At 68.3% G+C, this 16,706-nt stretch carries 14 protein-coding genes; 3 read left to right on the top strand and 11 right to left on the bottom strand.

Annotated features, from left to right (window positions below; translation table 11 throughout):
- Positions 1 to 52: 52 nt before the first annotated feature.
- Positions 53 to 1,399 carry a family 1 glycosylhydrolase gene (locus AC5592_RS12710; RefSeq protein WP_063064287.1) on the bottom strand — a complete coding sequence of 449 codons (1,347 nt, stop codon included), beginning with the start codon at positions 1,397 to 1,399 and terminating at the stop codon, positions 53 to 55.
- Positions 1,400 to 1,560: 161 nt separating this feature from the next.
- The gene (locus tag AC5592_RS12705) at positions 1,561 to 2,487 is read right to left on the bottom strand and encodes an alpha/beta hydrolase (protein WP_063064286.1); all 927 of its coding nucleotides are present in this window, start codon (positions 2,485 to 2,487) and stop codon (positions 1,561 to 1,563) included.
- Positions 2,488 to 2,780: 293 nt separating this feature from the next.
- Here AC5592_RS12705 and mug point away from each other — a divergent pair, with 293 nt between their 5' ends.
- Entirely contained in the window at positions 2,781 to 3,344 is a 564-nt protein-coding gene (gene mug / locus AC5592_RS12700) for a G/U mismatch-specific DNA glycosylase (protein ID WP_063064285.1), read from the top strand.
- 59 nt (positions 3,345 to 3,403) lie between these two features.
- Here the strand turns inward: mug and AC5592_RS12695 are convergent, their stop codons facing one another.
- Entirely contained in the window at positions 3,404 to 3,832 is a 429-nt protein-coding gene (locus AC5592_RS12695) for a GtrA family protein (protein WP_051025625.1), read from the bottom strand.
- Between the two features lie 239 nt (positions 3,833 to 4,071).
- Here AC5592_RS12695 and AC5592_RS12690 point away from each other — a divergent pair, with 239 nt between their 5' ends.
- Positions 4,072 to 5,388: an MATE family efflux transporter gene (locus AC5592_RS12690; protein ID WP_084506608.1), complete on the top strand. Its 1,317-nt coding sequence runs from the start codon at positions 4,072 to 4,074 to the stop codon at positions 5,386 to 5,388.
- Here AC5592_RS12690 and AC5592_RS12685 read toward each other — a convergent pair.
- The 5 genes from AC5592_RS12685 to AC5592_RS12665 form a co-directional block, all read right to left on the bottom strand.
- Positions 5,375 to 5,785 carry a hypothetical protein gene (locus AC5592_RS12685; protein WP_157121800.1) on the bottom strand — a complete coding sequence of 137 codons (411 nt, stop codon included), beginning with the start codon at positions 5,783 to 5,785 and terminating at the stop codon, positions 5,375 to 5,377. The two genes, AC5592_RS12690 and AC5592_RS12685, sit on opposite strands and share 14 nt — an antisense overlap.
- Before the next feature lie 306 nt (positions 5,786 to 6,091).
- Positions 6,092 to 7,114, bottom strand: coding sequence for an LLM class flavin-dependent oxidoreductase (locus tag AC5592_RS12680; RefSeq protein ID WP_063064282.1), 1,023 nt, complete (start codon positions 7,112 to 7,114; stop codon positions 6,092 to 6,094).
- Positions 7,111 to 7,935: a DUF1684 domain-containing protein gene (locus AC5592_RS12675; protein ID WP_063064281.1), complete on the bottom strand. Its 825-nt coding sequence runs from the start codon at positions 7,933 to 7,935 to the stop codon at positions 7,111 to 7,113. The genes AC5592_RS12680 and AC5592_RS12675 overlap by 4 nt, the downstream gene beginning before the upstream one ends.
- Before the next feature lie 336 nt (positions 7,936 to 8,271).
- Positions 8,272 to 9,456, bottom strand: a complete 1,185-nt coding sequence (locus AC5592_RS12670; RefSeq protein WP_063064280.1) for an NAD(P)/FAD-dependent oxidoreductase — start codon at positions 9,454 to 9,456, stop codon at positions 8,272 to 8,274.
- Positions 9,457 to 9,554: 98 nt separating this feature from the next.
- Complete coding sequence (locus tag AC5592_RS12665) at positions 9,555 to 10,745, bottom strand: lipase family protein (RefSeq protein ID WP_063064279.1); 1,191 nt, start codon at positions 10,743 to 10,745, stop codon at positions 9,555 to 9,557.
- Between the two features lie 1,472 nt (positions 10,746 to 12,217).
- On the opposite strand from AC5592_RS12665, the gene AC5592_RS12660 reads away from it, so the two are divergent.
- Positions 12,218 to 13,558, top strand: coding sequence for an MFS transporter (locus AC5592_RS12660; protein WP_063920294.1), 1,341 nt, complete (start codon positions 12,218 to 12,220; stop codon positions 13,556 to 13,558).
- Here the strand turns inward: AC5592_RS12660 and AC5592_RS12655 are convergent.
- From AC5592_RS12655 to AC5592_RS12645, 3 genes are all read right to left on the bottom strand, one after another.
- Positions 13,493 to 14,437: an ADP-ribosylglycohydrolase family protein gene (locus tag AC5592_RS12655; RefSeq protein WP_063064278.1), complete on the bottom strand. Its 945-nt coding sequence runs from the start codon at positions 14,435 to 14,437 to the stop codon at positions 13,493 to 13,495. The two genes, AC5592_RS12660 and AC5592_RS12655, sit on opposite strands and share 66 nt — an antisense overlap.
- Before the next feature lie 109 nt (positions 14,438 to 14,546).
- A complete protein-coding gene (locus AC5592_RS12650; protein ID WP_084506604.1) occupies positions 14,547 to 16,007 on the bottom strand; it encodes an MFS transporter in 1,461 nt (486 codons plus the stop codon).
- Complete coding sequence (locus AC5592_RS12645; protein WP_232329329.1) at positions 16,004 to 16,705, bottom strand: hypothetical protein; 702 nt, start codon at positions 16,703 to 16,705, stop codon at positions 16,004 to 16,006. The genes AC5592_RS12650 and AC5592_RS12645 overlap by 4 nt, the downstream gene beginning before the upstream one ends.
- Position 16,706 lies beyond the last annotated feature (1 nt).

Genomic DNA, 16,706 nt, shown 5'->3' with positions numbered 1-16,706 from the left:
CACCCCCGGAATCGACATCACCGCAAAACTATTTTTCTGGTCAGGAGAACGCCTACGGCCCCGCGACCGGGCTCAGGCAGCTGGCGGGCGGGTCGACGAAGATGCAGAGGGCCGGGGCGCGGGTGGGGCGGTAGTCGCCGGGGACGCCACCGGCGGCGACGATCTGCGCGTAGGTGCCGACGGCGTCGGTGGGCCGGCGGGTGAGCGACGGATCGGTGCGGACGTCGACGGTGTACAGGCCGAAACGCGGTGTGTAACTACCCCATTCGTAGTTGTCCGTGAGGCTCCAGTAGTTGTAGCCCATCACGTTCATCCCGTCGGCCTTGGCGCGTTGCAGCCAGTAGACGGTGTCGCGGAGGTGGTCGCTGCGGGTGTAGCCGTCACCGCGGGGCAGGCCGTTCTCGGTGGGCATGCCGTTCTCGACGATATACAGCGGCTTACCAGGGAACCGGCGCGAATAGTGCTGCAGCGCATAGTAGATGCCCTCGGTGCGCAGCGGCATGTCCCAGATGCGCGGGCCGGGCAGATTCGGCAGCGACGAACCGGTGGCCCGTCCGATCGCACTGTACAGCGACTGCGCCGGGTCGAATCCGAAGTAGTAGTCGACGCCCACGTAGTCGAGCCGGGCGCCGATCCGGTCCACCAACTCACCGTTGACCTGATCCTCCGCACCCGCGACGTATCCGACGTTGGCGGTGACCTGAGCTCCGGGCTGCTTCTGATGGATGTAGTCGTAGCTGGCGTTGTGCACGTCGACCACCCCGGTCAGCATGGCGTTGGCATCGGCGCCCGCCTCGCGAACCTCGTTCTGGATGTAGGCGACAGGTTCGTTCACGGTGACCCACAACGGGTTCCGCGAGGAATAACGATCCACAACGGCACGCATGTTTGCCAGCCAGTCGCCCACCATGCCCGGATTGCGCCAGCCGCCCCGGTCGGCCTCCCAGCCCGGATACACCCAGTGGTCGAGGGTGATCATCGGCCGCATCCCGGCGCGCACGATGCTGTCGACCACCGAATCGTAGAAGCGGAACGCGTTGTCGTCCCACTTCCCGGGCTCGGGTTGCAGCCGCGCCCACTCGATCCCGACCCGGAACACCCGCATTCCCATATCGGCGGCCAGCCGGATGTCGGAGTCGTAGCGATCGGCGAAGTCGACCGAATTCTGCAGTGGTTCGTACCCGGGGTTGCGCGCGATGTAACGAGTCCAATTGCTGTCGGGCGAACGGCCTTCGGACTGGAAGCCCGAACTCGCCACACCCCAGAGAAATCCGGAGTCCAGCGATGCGAGCGCTGCCGCCCGCATCGGTGGGCCGGCCAGGGCCGGAGTGCCGCTCAGCAACACCGACGCAACAGCGACGAACACGGCCGAGACATTGCGCAGAAACCGGGATCGCATCAAGCCAGGGTAACGAATGGACCCGGTCCGCGCTGGTGATCGGTCACCACTACGTCACCGTCGCAATGGGATCCGGCGCGCCACCAGCGATCCGCGAGCATCGCAGCCTCTTGCGCGGCGCAGCGCACCGGGCGACGCACAGCCGCCCGGCTCCGCGCTGGTCAGATCGTTTTCTCGTGCAGCCTCTTCGCGACCCACGCGTCGATCTCGCGGAGAGCGGCGGCGGCCATACCGGTCGGGCGGAAGGTGAAGGCGTGGGCGGATTCGGGATAGACGCGGACGTCGACATCGTTCCCCGCGGCGGCGAGCCGGGCGGCCAGCGCCAGATTGTCTTCGAGGAGGATGTCGCGTTGCCCCACCACCAGCAGTGCCGGCGGTAGGTCGCCGAGGTTGCCGTAGAGGGGAGATATGTCGGGATCGGTGCGGTCCGCGACGTGACCGGCGTAGGCCTCGATGAAGTAGTCGTCGGCGTACAGCCGGCCGCCGGGAGAACGCCCGCTCAGGTCGTAGGCGCCGTACTGCAGGACGGCACCGGCGAACCGATCGGCCAGTCCTCGATCTCGCAGACGCAGCAGGGTGGTCACGGCCAGGGTGGCTCCCGCCGATGCCCCACCCACCACGAATGCCGATGTGCCGAACAACGATTTCGCACGCTCCACCAGCCACAGCGCCGCGGTTTCGCAATCGTCGGGCGCGGCGGGCCAGGGATGTTCGGGCGCCAGTCGATAGTCGACGCTCACCACCGCCACTGCGAGAGTGTCGGCCAGCACCGCGTTGCGCGCATCACCGCCGGCTGCCGAGCCGATATAGAAGCCACCCGCGTGGATATCGAGATAGACACCCCGTATTGCGGTCTCCCGGGGAACGGTGACCCGCACCGGAACTCGACGACCGCCGACTTCGGCTGTCTGCTGGGCGGCCCGGGAACCCGACGGCGGCCGGGACGCGTCCTGCCTCGCCCGGACCCGCCGCAATTCCTCGAAATCACGGGGACCCGCAACGGGTTTCGAGGCGGCATCGAATCGCCGGGTCTCCTCGACGTGCGCATCGTGTGCTGCGTCGATCAGCCGATTCAGCCCGATTTCCATGATCCTCCTGATTACGCCGCATGCCCTGCGGCACCGAAATGGCGACTGCGCTCGGCACGTCAGCGCCGGACAACCCCACGTTGTTCACTCGGATGCAACCAGGTGCGGTGACCTGTATCAAACAACCGGATACGCCGGTACGCACAACCATTGGTTGAACACCCAGGGTGACGGCGACTTCTCGCGGCACATTCCCGCTGTGCCGGCACACACCGGTGAACCTGCGGGCACTCCGCGCCGCCGGCGATCACCGCCGTGGGCGGGCGCGGCGCCCCGTCCGGCAGACTGGGCGGATGGCACATTCCGCCGCGTACCACCCCACCCCGGCGGATCTGGCCGCCGCGAAGGACCGGACCATTCCCGATCTGGTGGCACCCGATCTGCGGGTGCTGTTCTGCGGTATCAATCCGGGCCTGTGGTCGGGCGCGACCGGCCACCATTTCGCGCGGCCCGGAAACCGCTTCTGGCCCGCGCTGTTCCGGTCCGGCTTCACGCCCCGGCTGTTCCGTCCCGATGAGCAGCAGGAACTGCTCGCCCTCGGGATCGGCATCACCAACGTCGCCGCGCGAACGACGGCGAAGGCCGACGAGCTGACCGCGGTGGAATTGCGCGACGGCGGCCGGGCGCTCGCCGAGCGAGTCCGGCACTACCGGCCCCGGGCCCTGGCCGTCCTCGGTCTGGGCGCCTACCGCACCGCCTTCGGCCGACCGAAAACCACCGTCGGACGCCAGGCCGAAACCCTCGGCACCACCGAAATCTGGGTGCTGCCCAACCCGAGCGGCCTCAACGCCCACTACACCCTCGACGCCCTGGCCGCCGAATTCCGCATCCTGCGCGAAGCGACGGAACCCGACTGACGGCCGACGAACACCGCCGTCATCCGATCCGAACGACCCGTGCCCATTCGGGCGGCCTCTCAGAAGACGAAGCCACGCAGAGCCAGGAACCGCAGACCGCCGACCGTGCCCGTGACGGCAAGGACGGCGCTCGCCTGTACGAGGTCGCCGAGGCCGGGCGCCCAGAAACGGAGGCCGGCCAGCGCGGCCGTACTGATCACCACACCGAGGAGCGCGAGGCCGCCGCCTTCCCATTGCGCGGTGAACCAGCCGATGCGGCCGGCCGCTCGGAAGGTGAGGCGGCGGTGCAGTTCGTTCGCGATCGCCGTACTGACCAGCGAACCCGCGATATTCGCGACGAGCGGTCCGACCCCACTCATGACCACGAACAGCAGGGCGTAGGCGATATTGCTTGCGCCGCCGACCAGCGCGAAACGGATCAACTGGGCGAAGGCGTGATCACTGCGCACATACCGCCGACCGCGGTCGAGCCACTGTGAGCGCAGCATCGGCGGGAGTCCGATTCCGAGAGCCGAATCGAAACGACTGACGAACGTCGTGTCCCACACGGCATTCCGGGCTCCGACCGTGGCGAGTGCTCCGCTGTTCATGGGAGAACTGTCTTCCACGCCGCTGGCACCGGACTGACGCAGCGCTGACACGGGACTTACACGAGCTCCGGCGCGGGTAGGTCGGGTTTCCGCACCACCGGAAGAGGCTTGCGCGGGAACGCTATTAGAGTCCCCGCATGGGGAGGCAAGCGCGGATCGCGCGACTTCGTCAGGTGAGCGGACTGGCGGCGCCCGTCGTTCTGACTTCCGCGACGACGCTGGTGCTGGGCGTGACCGATACCGCGTTGCTGGGTCACCACTCGATCGAAGCGCTCGGCGTCGCCGCACTGGTTGTGCCGGTATGGATCTGCTGTACCGCGCTGGTGGTGCCGTGGGGATCGGCCACCCAGATACTCGTCGCGCGCCGGCACGGCGGCGGGGATATCGACGCGGTCCGGGCGGTGGTATCGACGGGGCTTTCGGGCGCCGCCGCGGTCGGCGTGACGGTCGCGGTGGTCGCGGCGGCGGCCGCACCCGTGATCGTGGCGGTGACCGCGCCGGTGGGCGCGGATCGGCGTGAGGCGACGGTCATGTTGTGGATTCTGTTGTGCGGGTTGCCGTTCACGGCCGTCACGGCCCATCTGCGTGGTGTACTCGCCGGCATCGGTGATACGAGATCCGGAGCCCGGGTCGCGGTGGCGGTGGCCGTGCTGAACGTGATGGTGTCGTGGATCCTGATCTTCGGTGCGGGGTGGGGGCCGGCGGGGTCGGCGATCGGTTCGACCGCCGCCGTCGCGGCCGGCACGGTGGCGCTGATTCCACGTGTTCGCCGGGCCATCGGGCCGGCAACCGTCCGGGCTCGCGCGGATCGCACGGTGTGGCACGCGGTGACAGTGCTCGCGATGCCGGATGTCGTATTCGGAGTCGTCGGCTACGGGAGCGACGCCGTGATCACGGCAGTGGTGGCGCGAGCGGGGACGGTGAGCCTGGCCGCGCACCGGGTGATGAGCCTGGCGGTATCGCTGGTGTGGATGCTCGTGTTCGGAATCGGTGTGGCGGTGGCGGTTCTGGCGGGCCAGTGCCTCGGCGCCGGCGACGATCGCGGGCGGCGCGCTGTCGTGCGGGCCGGCGCGGTGCTGATGATCGGCACCTCGGGTGCGGTCGCGGTGCTGCTCACCGCGCTGTCACCGGTGTTGTTCCGGCTCGTCACCGGTGATGCCGCGGTGGGCGCGACCGGGCGCGGGCTGGTGTGGTCGTTGCCGGTGCTGGCGCCGGTCATGTCGATCGGCATGGTCTACGCGGCCCAGCTGCGCGCGGCCGGGAACACGAAAGCGGTCATGTCCGCGTCCGTGTTCTCGGTCGTCTGCGTCACCCTGCCCGCGGTGTGGATCGCAGCCGCGGTGCTGCACTGGGGGCTGCCGGGTGTCTATCTCGGCATCGTGGCGGGCTGGACCGCACGCGCCGCGGCCACCCGCCGGCGATGGCGGGCAGAGGTCGCCGCTACCCCAGCTTGAACACATTGGCCTTTCCGGAGACCACGGTGTCCTGAGGATCCACCAACGCCACCCGGACCTGCACGGTCTGGCCCTGCTGCAACTGTGCGGGCGACCCGTCGGGGCCGGTCAGCTCGACAACAGTGCTCTGCGGCTGCCCATTGCAGGTGACCTGCGGTTGCGTACCCATCGCGGACGGTGCGTCGGCGTTGGGATCGCCCACCATGACCTTGACCGCGGACGTGCCGGAATTGGCATCACAGGTGTAGTCGACCCCGACATTGGCCGGCCCCACCCCTTTGATGTCGATGGTGTTGGCGGCGAGCGCTGGAGCGGCCGTCGACACGGCGGCCAGCCCCATCCCTGCCAGGGCGGTGACGAAAAGTGCTGAGCTTCGGTAGTTCCGGCCGGTCATCATCGATCTCGTCCTCCTGGCTCGTAGTACGAACGGTGATACCGAATACGGTGGAACGCCGGGTGTCGTATCGCGGGTCGGTAGACGCGCCGACACCGTTATCGAGCAATGGTGTGAGTACCCGGAAGCGCAGGTTCAAACTCGCGGACTGATCGTCGCGGTGCGCGACGCCGCGTTCGGCAGAGGCGCGCTCGGACCGTGTGGGGAATCGACGGTCCGATCATCGCCGACCCCTACGGCTCACGCCTGGGCGCGGTGTCCGGGTGTGGAGCCCGGCCGGTTCGCCGGGCGGGGTCCTCTCGCGTCGGCCTAGGCGAGCGCGGGTTTCCACCCCAGCTCGGGAGCGATCAACTCCACCGTGTCGTGCAGGATCTGCTCGTAGTCGGCGCGATGGAACTCGTAGGGCAGCTCCAGACGCAGTTCGGCGGTCTGCGCGAGGACCGGATCGGCGCGCAGCTGTTCGAGAATCTGCTCGGCCGTGCCGACGACATCCGGGGCGAACAGGACCCGCCGCTCACCCTGCGGGCCGAGGGTGCGTTCGTGGCGGCCGGCGGCATAGGTCCGGTACCGCTCCCGGGTCGCGCGGTCGGCGCTGTCGAACGGGACGATCACCCGGCCGATCGCGACGCGCGCCGGGCGCGACGGATCGACGCGTTCGCGATAGTCGTCGATGAGCCCCAGCTGAGCGGTCACGAAATCGTCACTGCGGTCGCCGAATACGATATTTCCGCTGAGCAGATTCAGCCCGTTCTCCGCCGCCCAGCGCACCGAGCGGGTACTCCCACCTCCGTACCAGACGCGGTCGGCCAGGCCGGGGCTGTGCGGCTGGAGCCGTGGGCGCTGGGTGTTGCCCGGCGAGTGGATGACGGTGTCGGCGTCGCCCAGGTAGTGGCCGCGCAGGTTGTCCATCAGCCGGGCCACCCGGCCGTAGGACAGGTCGAAGCTGCGCCAGTCGCCGTCGAAGACCAGATCACCGATCAGGTCGGCGTGCGGTGGCGTCCCCGCGCTGAACCCCGGCTGCAAACGCCCCTCGGACAGCACGTCGGCCAGCGACAAGTCCTCGGCCAGCCGGAACGGGCTCTCGTACCCGATCGGAATCACCGCCGCGCCCAGCTCCACTCGGCTCGTCCGCTGGGCAGCCGCGGCCAGGAAGACCGCTGCCGAACCGACTCCGTGCTCGAGATGCCGCTGCCGGATCCACGCGCCGTCGAACCCGAGTCGCTCGCCGTATTCGAACAGTTGCAGCGTGTCCTCGAGGCCGGTGTACGGATCGTCGTCGAGGTAGTTGCCCGGGGTGAGAAACGCCAGCGAACTGATCCGCGGCGAGCTCATTCCTGACGCTCGTAGGGGGTCTTCTCCCCCGCCTCGACCGCGATCGGCAGCCGGTTCTCCGCCGGTGGCAGCGGGCAGGTCGCCAGATCGGTGTACGCGCACGGCAGGTTCACCGCACGGTTGAAGTCGAGCACCACCGTTCCGTCGGCCTCCGGCGCCGGCACCTGCAGCACCCGATTCGCCGCGTAGGTGGTGACTCCGGACGTCGCGTCGGTGAACAACACCGACAGATCTCCGGCACTCTTTCCGGGAAAAGCGGTGAGGCGCAACGGTTTACCGTCGACCTCGAATTCGATCTGCCCCGGCGCGTCGTAGACGTGCTCGAGTCCTTCCACCGCAGCGCCGACCGTCGTCGGTCGTGGCTCCTCGAAGGCCACATAGCGTCCTGTGACCGCCCACTTCGGGTCCGGCACGAACGCCGGAGTGCCGCGAAAAGCGGTGCGCAGCGGGGTGTTCGGGTGCCGAGGGCGCACGATGTCGCGGCCGCCTCGCTTGGCGACCTCGATCACCGCGTCTCCCCAGACCGCGTTCACGCCACCGCGTTCGGGGATGACGCCGAATCCGTAGCGGCCGCGCACCGGCTCGCCGTCGACGACCAACTCTTCGTCCTCGTCGAGCACGACCACCACGCCGTCGGCCCCGGTCGACCAGGCGCCGGGGGCATCGTCGAAGCGCTGCGGGTTCTCGGTGAGCCAGTGCAGACTCGTGATGGCGAGAAAGCCGTGCCGGTCGGACAGGTGCGCCTCCTGCCGCCGATGCCATTCCTGCCACTCGGTGGTGAAAGTGTCCGCGTCGGTGGGCGACGGTGCCGATATTGCCATGGTTTCGATGTAAGCGGATGCCTCGGCCCGCGCACAGGCTTCCGCTCAGCCCGAACACAATTCGAGTGTGGGGTCGGCGACGGGCGGGGGATGATGATGTGCGCAGCCGGTAGCCGGTTACGAGCGTGGGGGCGCAGTCGGGGACGGGTGAACTTTTCGTGCAAACCTCCGCGAGATTGCGCGAAAACCGCAAAGAACGGCCAGGTTTGCACGAAAAGTACAGCCTCCCCGCCGGCCAACTCGCCACTCACCGGCCGCGACTACCGACCACTTTCAGCCACCGGCCGTGTGCGGTCGTGGGCACCGTGCCGCGCACAGCCGCGTCACACCGGTCCTCTAGGCAACCGGAACAGTGTCGTCGTGCCGGGCCCGCAGTTGCGCCGGCCGGTACTTGCCGTCGGAGAACCAGTGGTGCGAGCCGGGTTTGCGGGCCTCGGTCGCCAGATGCTTGACCCCCGCCTCGCACGCGAATTCCTTGAGCTTCTTGCCCGCGAACCCGGCGAAGTACAGCCGCATGGCGGTTTCGTCCTTGTGACCGAGCTGATAGATCCCGGCGTCCCGGCCGAAGCTGAGGCACATGGCGGGGAAAGCGAGGTCGATCGCCGAGGGCTGTTCCCCTGCGATGCGGTGCAGGACCGTGTCAGCGGCGTGCGCGCCCAGGCAGTACGCCGTGTAGGCGCTCATGCGGAACGGCAGATCCGAGGGTGCCGACGAATCACCCGCCGCGACAATGCGTTCGTCGTCGACGCTGGTCAGTGTCTCGTCGGTGAGCAGCCGCCCGGCGGCATCGACGCTCAATCCGCTGCGACCGGCCAGGTCCGGTACGCCGAAGCCCGCCGCCCAGATCGTCACGGCACTGGCCAGGGTCCGGCCGTCGCCGAGTACCACAGCGTCTCGCCCGATCGCGGTGACGGTCGCATCGGAACCTTCGACGACCTGCACTCCGAGTTTCGCGAGGTACTTGTGCGCCGTGCGCCGCGCCTTGGGATGCAGGTACGGCCCGAGAACGCTGCCGCACACCAGGGTGACCGCGCGCCCTTGTCCGGCCAGCTCGGCGGCGGTCTCGATCCCGGTCGGCCCGCCTCCGATCACCGTCACCGCGGCCGACGAGGGCCTATCGAAGAGGACCGAACGCAGTCGCTGCGCCGCCTCCAAAGTCGCTATCGGATAGGCGAATTCGGCCGCCCCGGGTACCTGCGGTGCGGGGATGCCGCTCCCCACCGCGTAGATCAGATAGTCGTAGCCGATGCTGTCACCGCCGGCCAGTTGCACCGTGCGCCCCGCCGCGTCGATCCGCGTCACGCTGTCGACGACCAGCCGCACCTTCTCGGCCAGGACATCCGGGTAGTCGACGACCGCCTCGTGCGTCGCGCCCACCAGTTGGTGCAGCCGCAGCCGCGGAACGAAGACCTGGCGGGGGTTGATCACCGTCACCCGCACATCGTCACGCTGCGTCAGGCGGTTGGCCGCCATCACCCCGGCGTATCCGCCACCGATCACGAGGACTTCGTTGTTCTTCATCGTCTTCCTCCGTTTGCTGAGGGGGTCGGGCATAAGACGCCGCATCCCCCGCGGCTGTGACAGCGCGTGAGGTGGATCACGTCGCATTCACCCGACTATCAGCGATCCTGCTTGGGACCGGAGGATCGACTCGGCGGCGCGGTCACTCGCCGCACGGGTGCTGCGGAGGGTTCCTCGGCCCCGGCGACGTCGCTGGACGCACCGTTCGAGGTGCTCGGCCCCGATGCGGCATCCGCGCGTGGCGCCACTTCGCAGGCGTTCGGCGCCGGGACACCGGACAACCGTTCGCCCAGCCACTGCGTCGATCCGAGAAAGCCGTCGAAGTAGCCGAGGATATGTTCCCCGCCCACGATGCTCTTCGTGGCCGGAACTCCCTGAGCGCACTGTTCGGCATAGAACGTCTCGGCCTTCGCGACAGGCATCCAGGGATCGTGCACGCCGTTGTAGACATAGATCGGCATGCCGGCCTTCCTGCCCTTCAGGCTCAATCGCCGGAACATCATGTCGGCGAATTCGGTGTGCAGCGGGTCGGCCATATTCGCCACGGCCGCATAGGGTACGAACACTCCGATGTCCGCCATGGTCGAACTGCACACATCCTTGAGCGGGGAAATGGCCGCCCACTGCGCCAGATGATTCATGCGGCTCAGGATTTCGGGATGTTCGCGGGCCAGCGCGAGCGTCACGGTCAGCATCAGTCCCGAGGCGTAGGTGCCGTCGAAGGTCTTCGCGAAGGATTCGTAGTCGATGGGCAGGCCGCCCATCGCGGCCCCGGCCAGGTGGGGTGTCAGTTCCGGGGCGTATTCGTGTGCGAGCATCGCGGCGGCGTAACTGGCGATGGCACCGCCGGAATAGCCGGTCATCGCGAAACGGCTCTCGCCGAAGTCGTCCGGCATCAGGTGGCGTACCGCACGCACGGTGTCGAGCATGATGTGGCCGGCCACGGTCGGCTCGGCATAGGCCATCAAGGGGCCCTCGTGGTCCGGGATCACCACCGCGTAGTTCCGGCTCGCCGCCCACATCGTCGGTGACGGGACGAAATCGTTGCCGGTGCCGCCGGTCGTGATGTCGAATCCGTGGGAGAACACGTAGCCCGGAGTGCAGCGCCGGTTGAGCGCGTTGATCGGCGGCGCGTTCAGCAGCACCGGTCGGCTCCCCGGTCCGGTCCACCGGCCGAAGGGCAACAGCAGCGTCGCGGTCCCGTAGGAGGGCGCACCGGCGGAGTTCGTGGTCCGGAATTTCACCTGTACCGCCCGCTGAACCGGCGTGAGCACCGTCAGGAAGACCATCGGCACCCCCGGCCAGCTGACATCCCGCGATTCGATGACATCTCCGGGTGCGTAATGCGCGAGATCCGCCGGGGCCTCGTCGAAGAACGGATCCCCGGTCGGACTGGATTGAATCGCCTTCCACAGCGCCTGCGGATCAGACGCCCCGCCGGGATCGGCAGCAGCAGACCCGATCCCGGGCAGTACCGACGTCGGCGCGGGAATGGTGTCGTCGAGCCATTTCTGAAACGCCGAAGGCCCCGGATCCTTGTGGGCGGCTGGAGGATTCGGCTCGGAGGCCGTAGCGCCCGGATCAGCCGCCGACGGCGCAGCGGGGCTGGACGCCGACGGCGCAGGTCGATCGGAGGTCGACGGCGCAGCCGGACCGGCTCCGGACGGCGCAGGAGAATCAGCGGCCGACTGCGAAGCAGGACTCGACCCGGGCTGCACGGGCCCGGGGGCCGTTGGCGGCGCGGCCGGAACGGCTCCGGATGGAAGAGCGGGATCAGCAGACGACGCCGACGCAGGACCGGCCCCGGACTGCACAGACCGATCGATAGCTGGCGGCGCGGCCGGGACGGCCCCGGACGGCACGGCACGATCAGCCGCCGACGGCGCAGCAGCGCTCGACCCGGACTGTGCAGGCCCATCGGAGGTTGGCGGCGCGGGCGGCACGGCCCCGGACGGCGCAGCAGAATCAGCGGCCGACGGCGCAGCAGGACTCGTCGCGGACTGCGCGGGCCGGTCGGAGGTTGGCGGCGCGGCCGGGTCCGACGCGGAAGGCGCGGCACTATCGGGGGCGGGCGGCTCGGCTGGACCGGGCGCTGAGGGAACAGCCCGCTCAGGGGTGGACGGCTCGCCCGGGCTCGATGCCGGCGGAGCTGCCGGGCCGGTAGTGGACGGTGCCGGGGTAGGCGACGGCGGGTCGGCGAGCGCGGCGACCGGCCCCAACGCCACTGCGCACCCGATCGCCGACGCAACCGCGACGCTCCGCAGACATTTCACGACAACACACCCGCCCTGTCAGAGTTGTACTCGAACCGAAGGTCGTGCAGAAGTGGAACAGTCCCGGCAAATCCGGCACACAGGGGCGCACGTCGGCAGCGGCCGACACCGCACCGACTTCCGAAAGATACTCCTGGTCCAGCAGACTTCGGGGGATCTGCGACCGCACACCACCTCGTGTCTCGAGCGGCGTGTACCCGGCACCAGCCTCTGCTGCGGCAACCTCGCCGCCGGAACCGCCTCCCGCGGCATTCCGCCGATGCCGGTGTTCGAGAAGTAGCGACGTCGGTTCGTGCCCGGCGAATCGCGAGTTGATACGACTGGAGCCCGCACGATCAACCGGAGGCCGAGACTGTTGTGGTGAGAGTCGGTCGCCGGAACCATGGCTGCAGCGAGGCCACCGATCTCACCGCATCGGCACCCGATCACGGTAGGCAGACAGCTTCGGCAAAGCTGGGCCCTACCATCGATCGATCGGAGTCCTCCTGGTGACCTGCGGCGCTACCGAAACCGGCCGACTCTCACCCGACTTCTATCGCCTGTGGCAGGCCTCGACCGTCAGTCAGCTGGGCAGCGCCTTGGGCGCGGGTGCTCTCCCACTGATCGCCATCCTCGTCGTGCACGCCTCCGCCCTACAGGTCTCGCTGATGGCGGCGATCGCCGGATTGGCCAGTGCGGCAATCGCCTTGCCGATGGGATCGTTTATCGAGTTCCATCGCAAACGACCCATCATGATGCACGCCGACCTCGTCTCGTTCGCGGCCCTAGCCAGTGTTCCTCTGGCCGCGTGCTTCGGTGCATTGACCTACGGGCAACTCTGCGTCGTACTCACGCTGCAAACCCTCTGCGACATGGTGTTCAACGCCGCCAGTGGGGCCTATGTCAAGGCCATCGTCGCCGAGCCGCACCGCGTGCGAGCCAACAGCCGGTTCGAATCGACCTTCTGGACCGCAGCCACCATCGGCGCTCCGATCGGCGGCATTCTCCTCACGGTATTCGGCGCAACGATCACCGTGGCGCTCGACGCGGTCAGTTATCTGCTGTCCGCGTTCGGGATCCGGAGTATCGCAATCATCGAACCGATACCGGCGCACGCGCCCACCGACCACCAGTGGCGCCGTGAGATCCACAGCGGATGGACTTACATCTTCGATCACCCCGTACTGCGCCGACTGTTCTGGAACGGCATGCTCTTCGGCGGAGCGGTCACCCTCACCACCCCGTTGCTCGCCCTGCTCATGCTGCGCGAACTGCACTTCGCACCGTGGCAGTACGGACTCGCCCTGGGGCTGCCCTGCTTCGGTGGCCTTCTCGGATCCTTGTGCAGCCCAAGACTTGTGGCGCGATTCGGTCAGCGCGCAGTTCTCCTCGGCTCCGGTACGTTGCGCACCTGCTGGATGGGACTGCTCCTGATCGCAGGCCCCAGCGCACTGGGCCTCCTCGTCATCCTGACCGCCGAAACTCTCCTGTTGCTGCGCCGGAGTGTTCAACCCGGTGTTCGCCACCTACCGAATGAACTGCACCGCCGACGATCACATGAGTCGCGTCCGTACCGCGTGGTCGATCAGTTCGAAGAGCGTCCAGCCCGCGTTCATCGCCCTGGGCGGTCTGATAGCAGGCGCGACGAGCCCACGGGTGGCGATCGGGTGCGCGGCCGCCGTCCTTTTCGCCGGCTCGGCCCTGCTGCCCTGGCGGCAGACCAGGACGACGGCGCCACGCGACACCGACGGAACCGCTCTGCAACGGATTTCAGGCGCGGAGCCCTAGCGCACGAACCCGCCCGACGGAAGTTCGCCGACACCACGTCGCTCCAGCGCCCACGCGGGTAGCGGCTCGCGGGCCGACAGCCACTCCTCAGGGATCCCGCGTATCGAACCCCGGGAGCCGACGCCCGTGTACGCGGCCACGATTCCGCCGACGATCGCAGCTGTGGTGTCCGCGTCCCCGCCCGCCTCGATGCAGGCGGTGACCGCGGCCGGATAGTCGCCGAGGAAGCTCGCGGCCGCCCACAGGGTGAACGGCACCGTATCCTGCGCGCTGACCCGGGCGCCGTTGCCGAGTTCGTAGGCCGCTTCGGCCACGGATCTGCCGATCAACTTCCGGGCGCGACGGATACCGTCCGCGGTGCGCCCGTCGACCAGGTACGGCTCCACCGCATCCAGCAATTCGCCGGGCGCACAGGCCTTTCCACGAACCACAGCGGCGTGGCCGGCCGCGACGGCGACCGCCATGGCGCCGACGATCGCTTCCGGATGACGATGGGTGACCTCGGCGGACAACGCTGCCTGCGCCGCCGCCCGGTCCGGATCTCCGGCGAAATAGGCCCCGAGCGGAGCGACCCGCATCGCGGCACCGTTCCCCCACGACCCGCTCCCGCCGAAAACCGCACCCGCCGCGTCGGCCCAGGGCCTGCCGTCGCGAATCTCGTGCAGCACAACGACTGTGCCCGGGCCGTAGCCACGGTAGGGCTCACATCGTTGGGCGAACACGGCCGCGAGCGCATCGCGGTCGATACGGCCGCGGTCGAGGACCTCCATGTACACCGAACAGGCCATCTCGGTGTCGTCGGTCCACTGCCACGGAGGCGCGGGCGGTCGCCCGGCGTGAAGATCGGAGACGGAGTGCCCGGGAACGAAGAACTGCGCACCCAGCGCATCGCCCACGGACAAGCCCACGAGGCTGTCATATGCGGTTTCGGAGTTCGGCATGCGCGAACAAGCGTGCCAACAAAAGGCAACTACCGCAAGACTCCGCTCGAGCCGGCATCACGGTGTGCCGCCGGATACCGAATGGCAGCCGGCACGCACGCCGAAAACCTCAGTTGTGCTGTGCTCGCGGCAAAGCCAACGTCAGCGCCCCCAGTCCGAACGACACCACGGCCAGAGCCACCATCATGGTGAGCGCGCCGTCGAGGGTGTGGGAGCGGAAGAACAGGGTGGTCAGGACCGCCAAACCCAGTGCGTTGCCGATCTGTTCGATGGTCGGGACCACACCGGACGTCTCCGACATGTGGTCGGCGTTCAGGCCCGACAGCATGATCGGCTGGATTTGGACTGCGAAGATCCCTACTCCGAAGCCGGCTGCGCAGACGGCGGGGGCGGCGATGAGGGGATTGGCGATGCCGCTGGTCAGGTGGAGGTAGATGGCACCGCCGCCCATGCAGCCGCCGTAGAGGGTGACGCCTGCGGCCAGGATCAGGATTCCCCACTGGCGGACCAGGAACAGCGAGGCGATCGCTCCGGCACCGGCGCCCAGAGCGAACAGCGTCATGACGATCGCGGTGTGCCACGGCGTGTAACCGAGGACGTCCTGCATGGTGATGGAGGCAGCGAAGACGAACGCGGTGAACAGGCCGAAGAAGAGGCAGACCAGGATGGAGCCGATGCGGAAGCCTCTGTCGGAGAACAGATCCAGCCGCATCAAAGGGCTGGCTCCGCGGGACGAACGCCTGATCTGATGGACCACGAACAGGACGCACACCACCACTCCGGCCAGGCCGAGGGCGATCGGCTGGGCTTGCCAGCCGTGTTGCTGGACCAGGGCCAGGGCATAGACGACCAGGAGTAGGCCGACTCCGGACAGCGCCGCGCCGCCCAGGTCGAGGCGGTCGGGCGACGGCGGGCGGCCTATGCGCAGGTATCGCCAGGCGAGTGCGAAGGCGACCATGCCGATGGGAAGGTTGATCAAAAAGACCGTGCGCCAACCCCAGCCGCCGATGTCGAGGGTCAGCAGGGCGCCGCCGAGGATGGGGCCGAGCATGCCGGCGAAACCGGCTACGCCGCCGTACATGGCGAAGACCAGGGAGTGGCGTTCACGAGGGAAGCTGGCGATCAGAATGGCGATGGTTTGGGCTGCCATGCCCGCGCCCGCCGCGCCCTGAACCACCCGGGCCACTACCAATTCGGTTGCACCCGTGCACAATCCGCACCACACCGATGCGGCGGTGAACGCGACCACCGACGTGAGGAACATGGCGCGACGACCGACGACGGCGCCGAGGCGGGCGGCACTGAGCAGCGTGCAGGCGAAGGCGAGGGAATAGCCCGAAATCACCAGCAGTTCCGCCGAACGGGAAGCGCCGAGGTCGGAGGTCATTCTCGGCAGGGCCGTGTTCACGATCGTCACATCGATCATCTGCATGAACACCGCGATCAAACAGCCGGCGAAGGCCAGCCATGCCGCCAATTCGGAGGGGGACGACTCGCCGACAACCACGTGCCCCTCGACCACTGCCCCATCGCCGCGCACGGCCTGTCCGCTCCCGGTTCCACTCGTCATCCGGCCAACTCGATCACGCTGCGCGGCGCCGACAACGCCAGTTCGGTCGGGAAACTCAAGCGCACCAGCCGATGTGGTGGTCGCACCTCGATATGGGCCACGAACGGGGGCAGCAATCCGCCGATCATCTTGTCCAGCAACATGTTCACCTGCCCGAAGCTCGGCCGCAGGCGCACCTGGCGGCATTCGATCTCACCCGCGCCGGCCACCACAACCGTGCGTTTGTCCACGCGGGCGAGCAGGGGCCAATGAACGGAGAACGCCAGCCACGTATCGATCGACTGCGCCGCCCCCTCGGTGAGGTCGAGCCCGCGCAGCAGGGTCATTCCACCGACGATCGGCATGATGTCGGTCGGGAACGGGGCGGGCGCGCCGCCGATCGGGAGGTGGACGGTGTCGATGAAATGCGCTTCCTCGCGGGAGACGACCACACCGCGGGAACGGGTTTCGGCGCGGTAGTCCTCGGCGCGCAGGAATCCGTCGACCCGGCCGAAGCGCTGATCGATGGTCAGTTCCAGTTCGCCGTCGCCGCTCGATGCCTCGAGCAGCGTCCGGTAGCCGCCGTTCTCGTGGGTGACGACGCTGGTCAGCTCGAAACCCGAACTGCGGCCCTCGATTCCGACCGTGTACCGGCATTTTTCACCGTCGGGTATGCCGGGGTCGCGAAAGAGCATGGGCACGGGGCCTTCCGACACCACG

Origin of the sequence: Nocardia violaceofusca NBRC 14427 (assembly GCF_963869435.1) — a bacterium.
GTDB classification, from domain to species: Bacteria; Actinomycetota; Actinomycetes; order Mycobacteriales; family Mycobacteriaceae; genus Nocardia; species Nocardia aobensis.
Note: the sequence above shows the minus strand (reverse complement) of the source record. Positions and strands in the feature narration are given on the sequence as shown.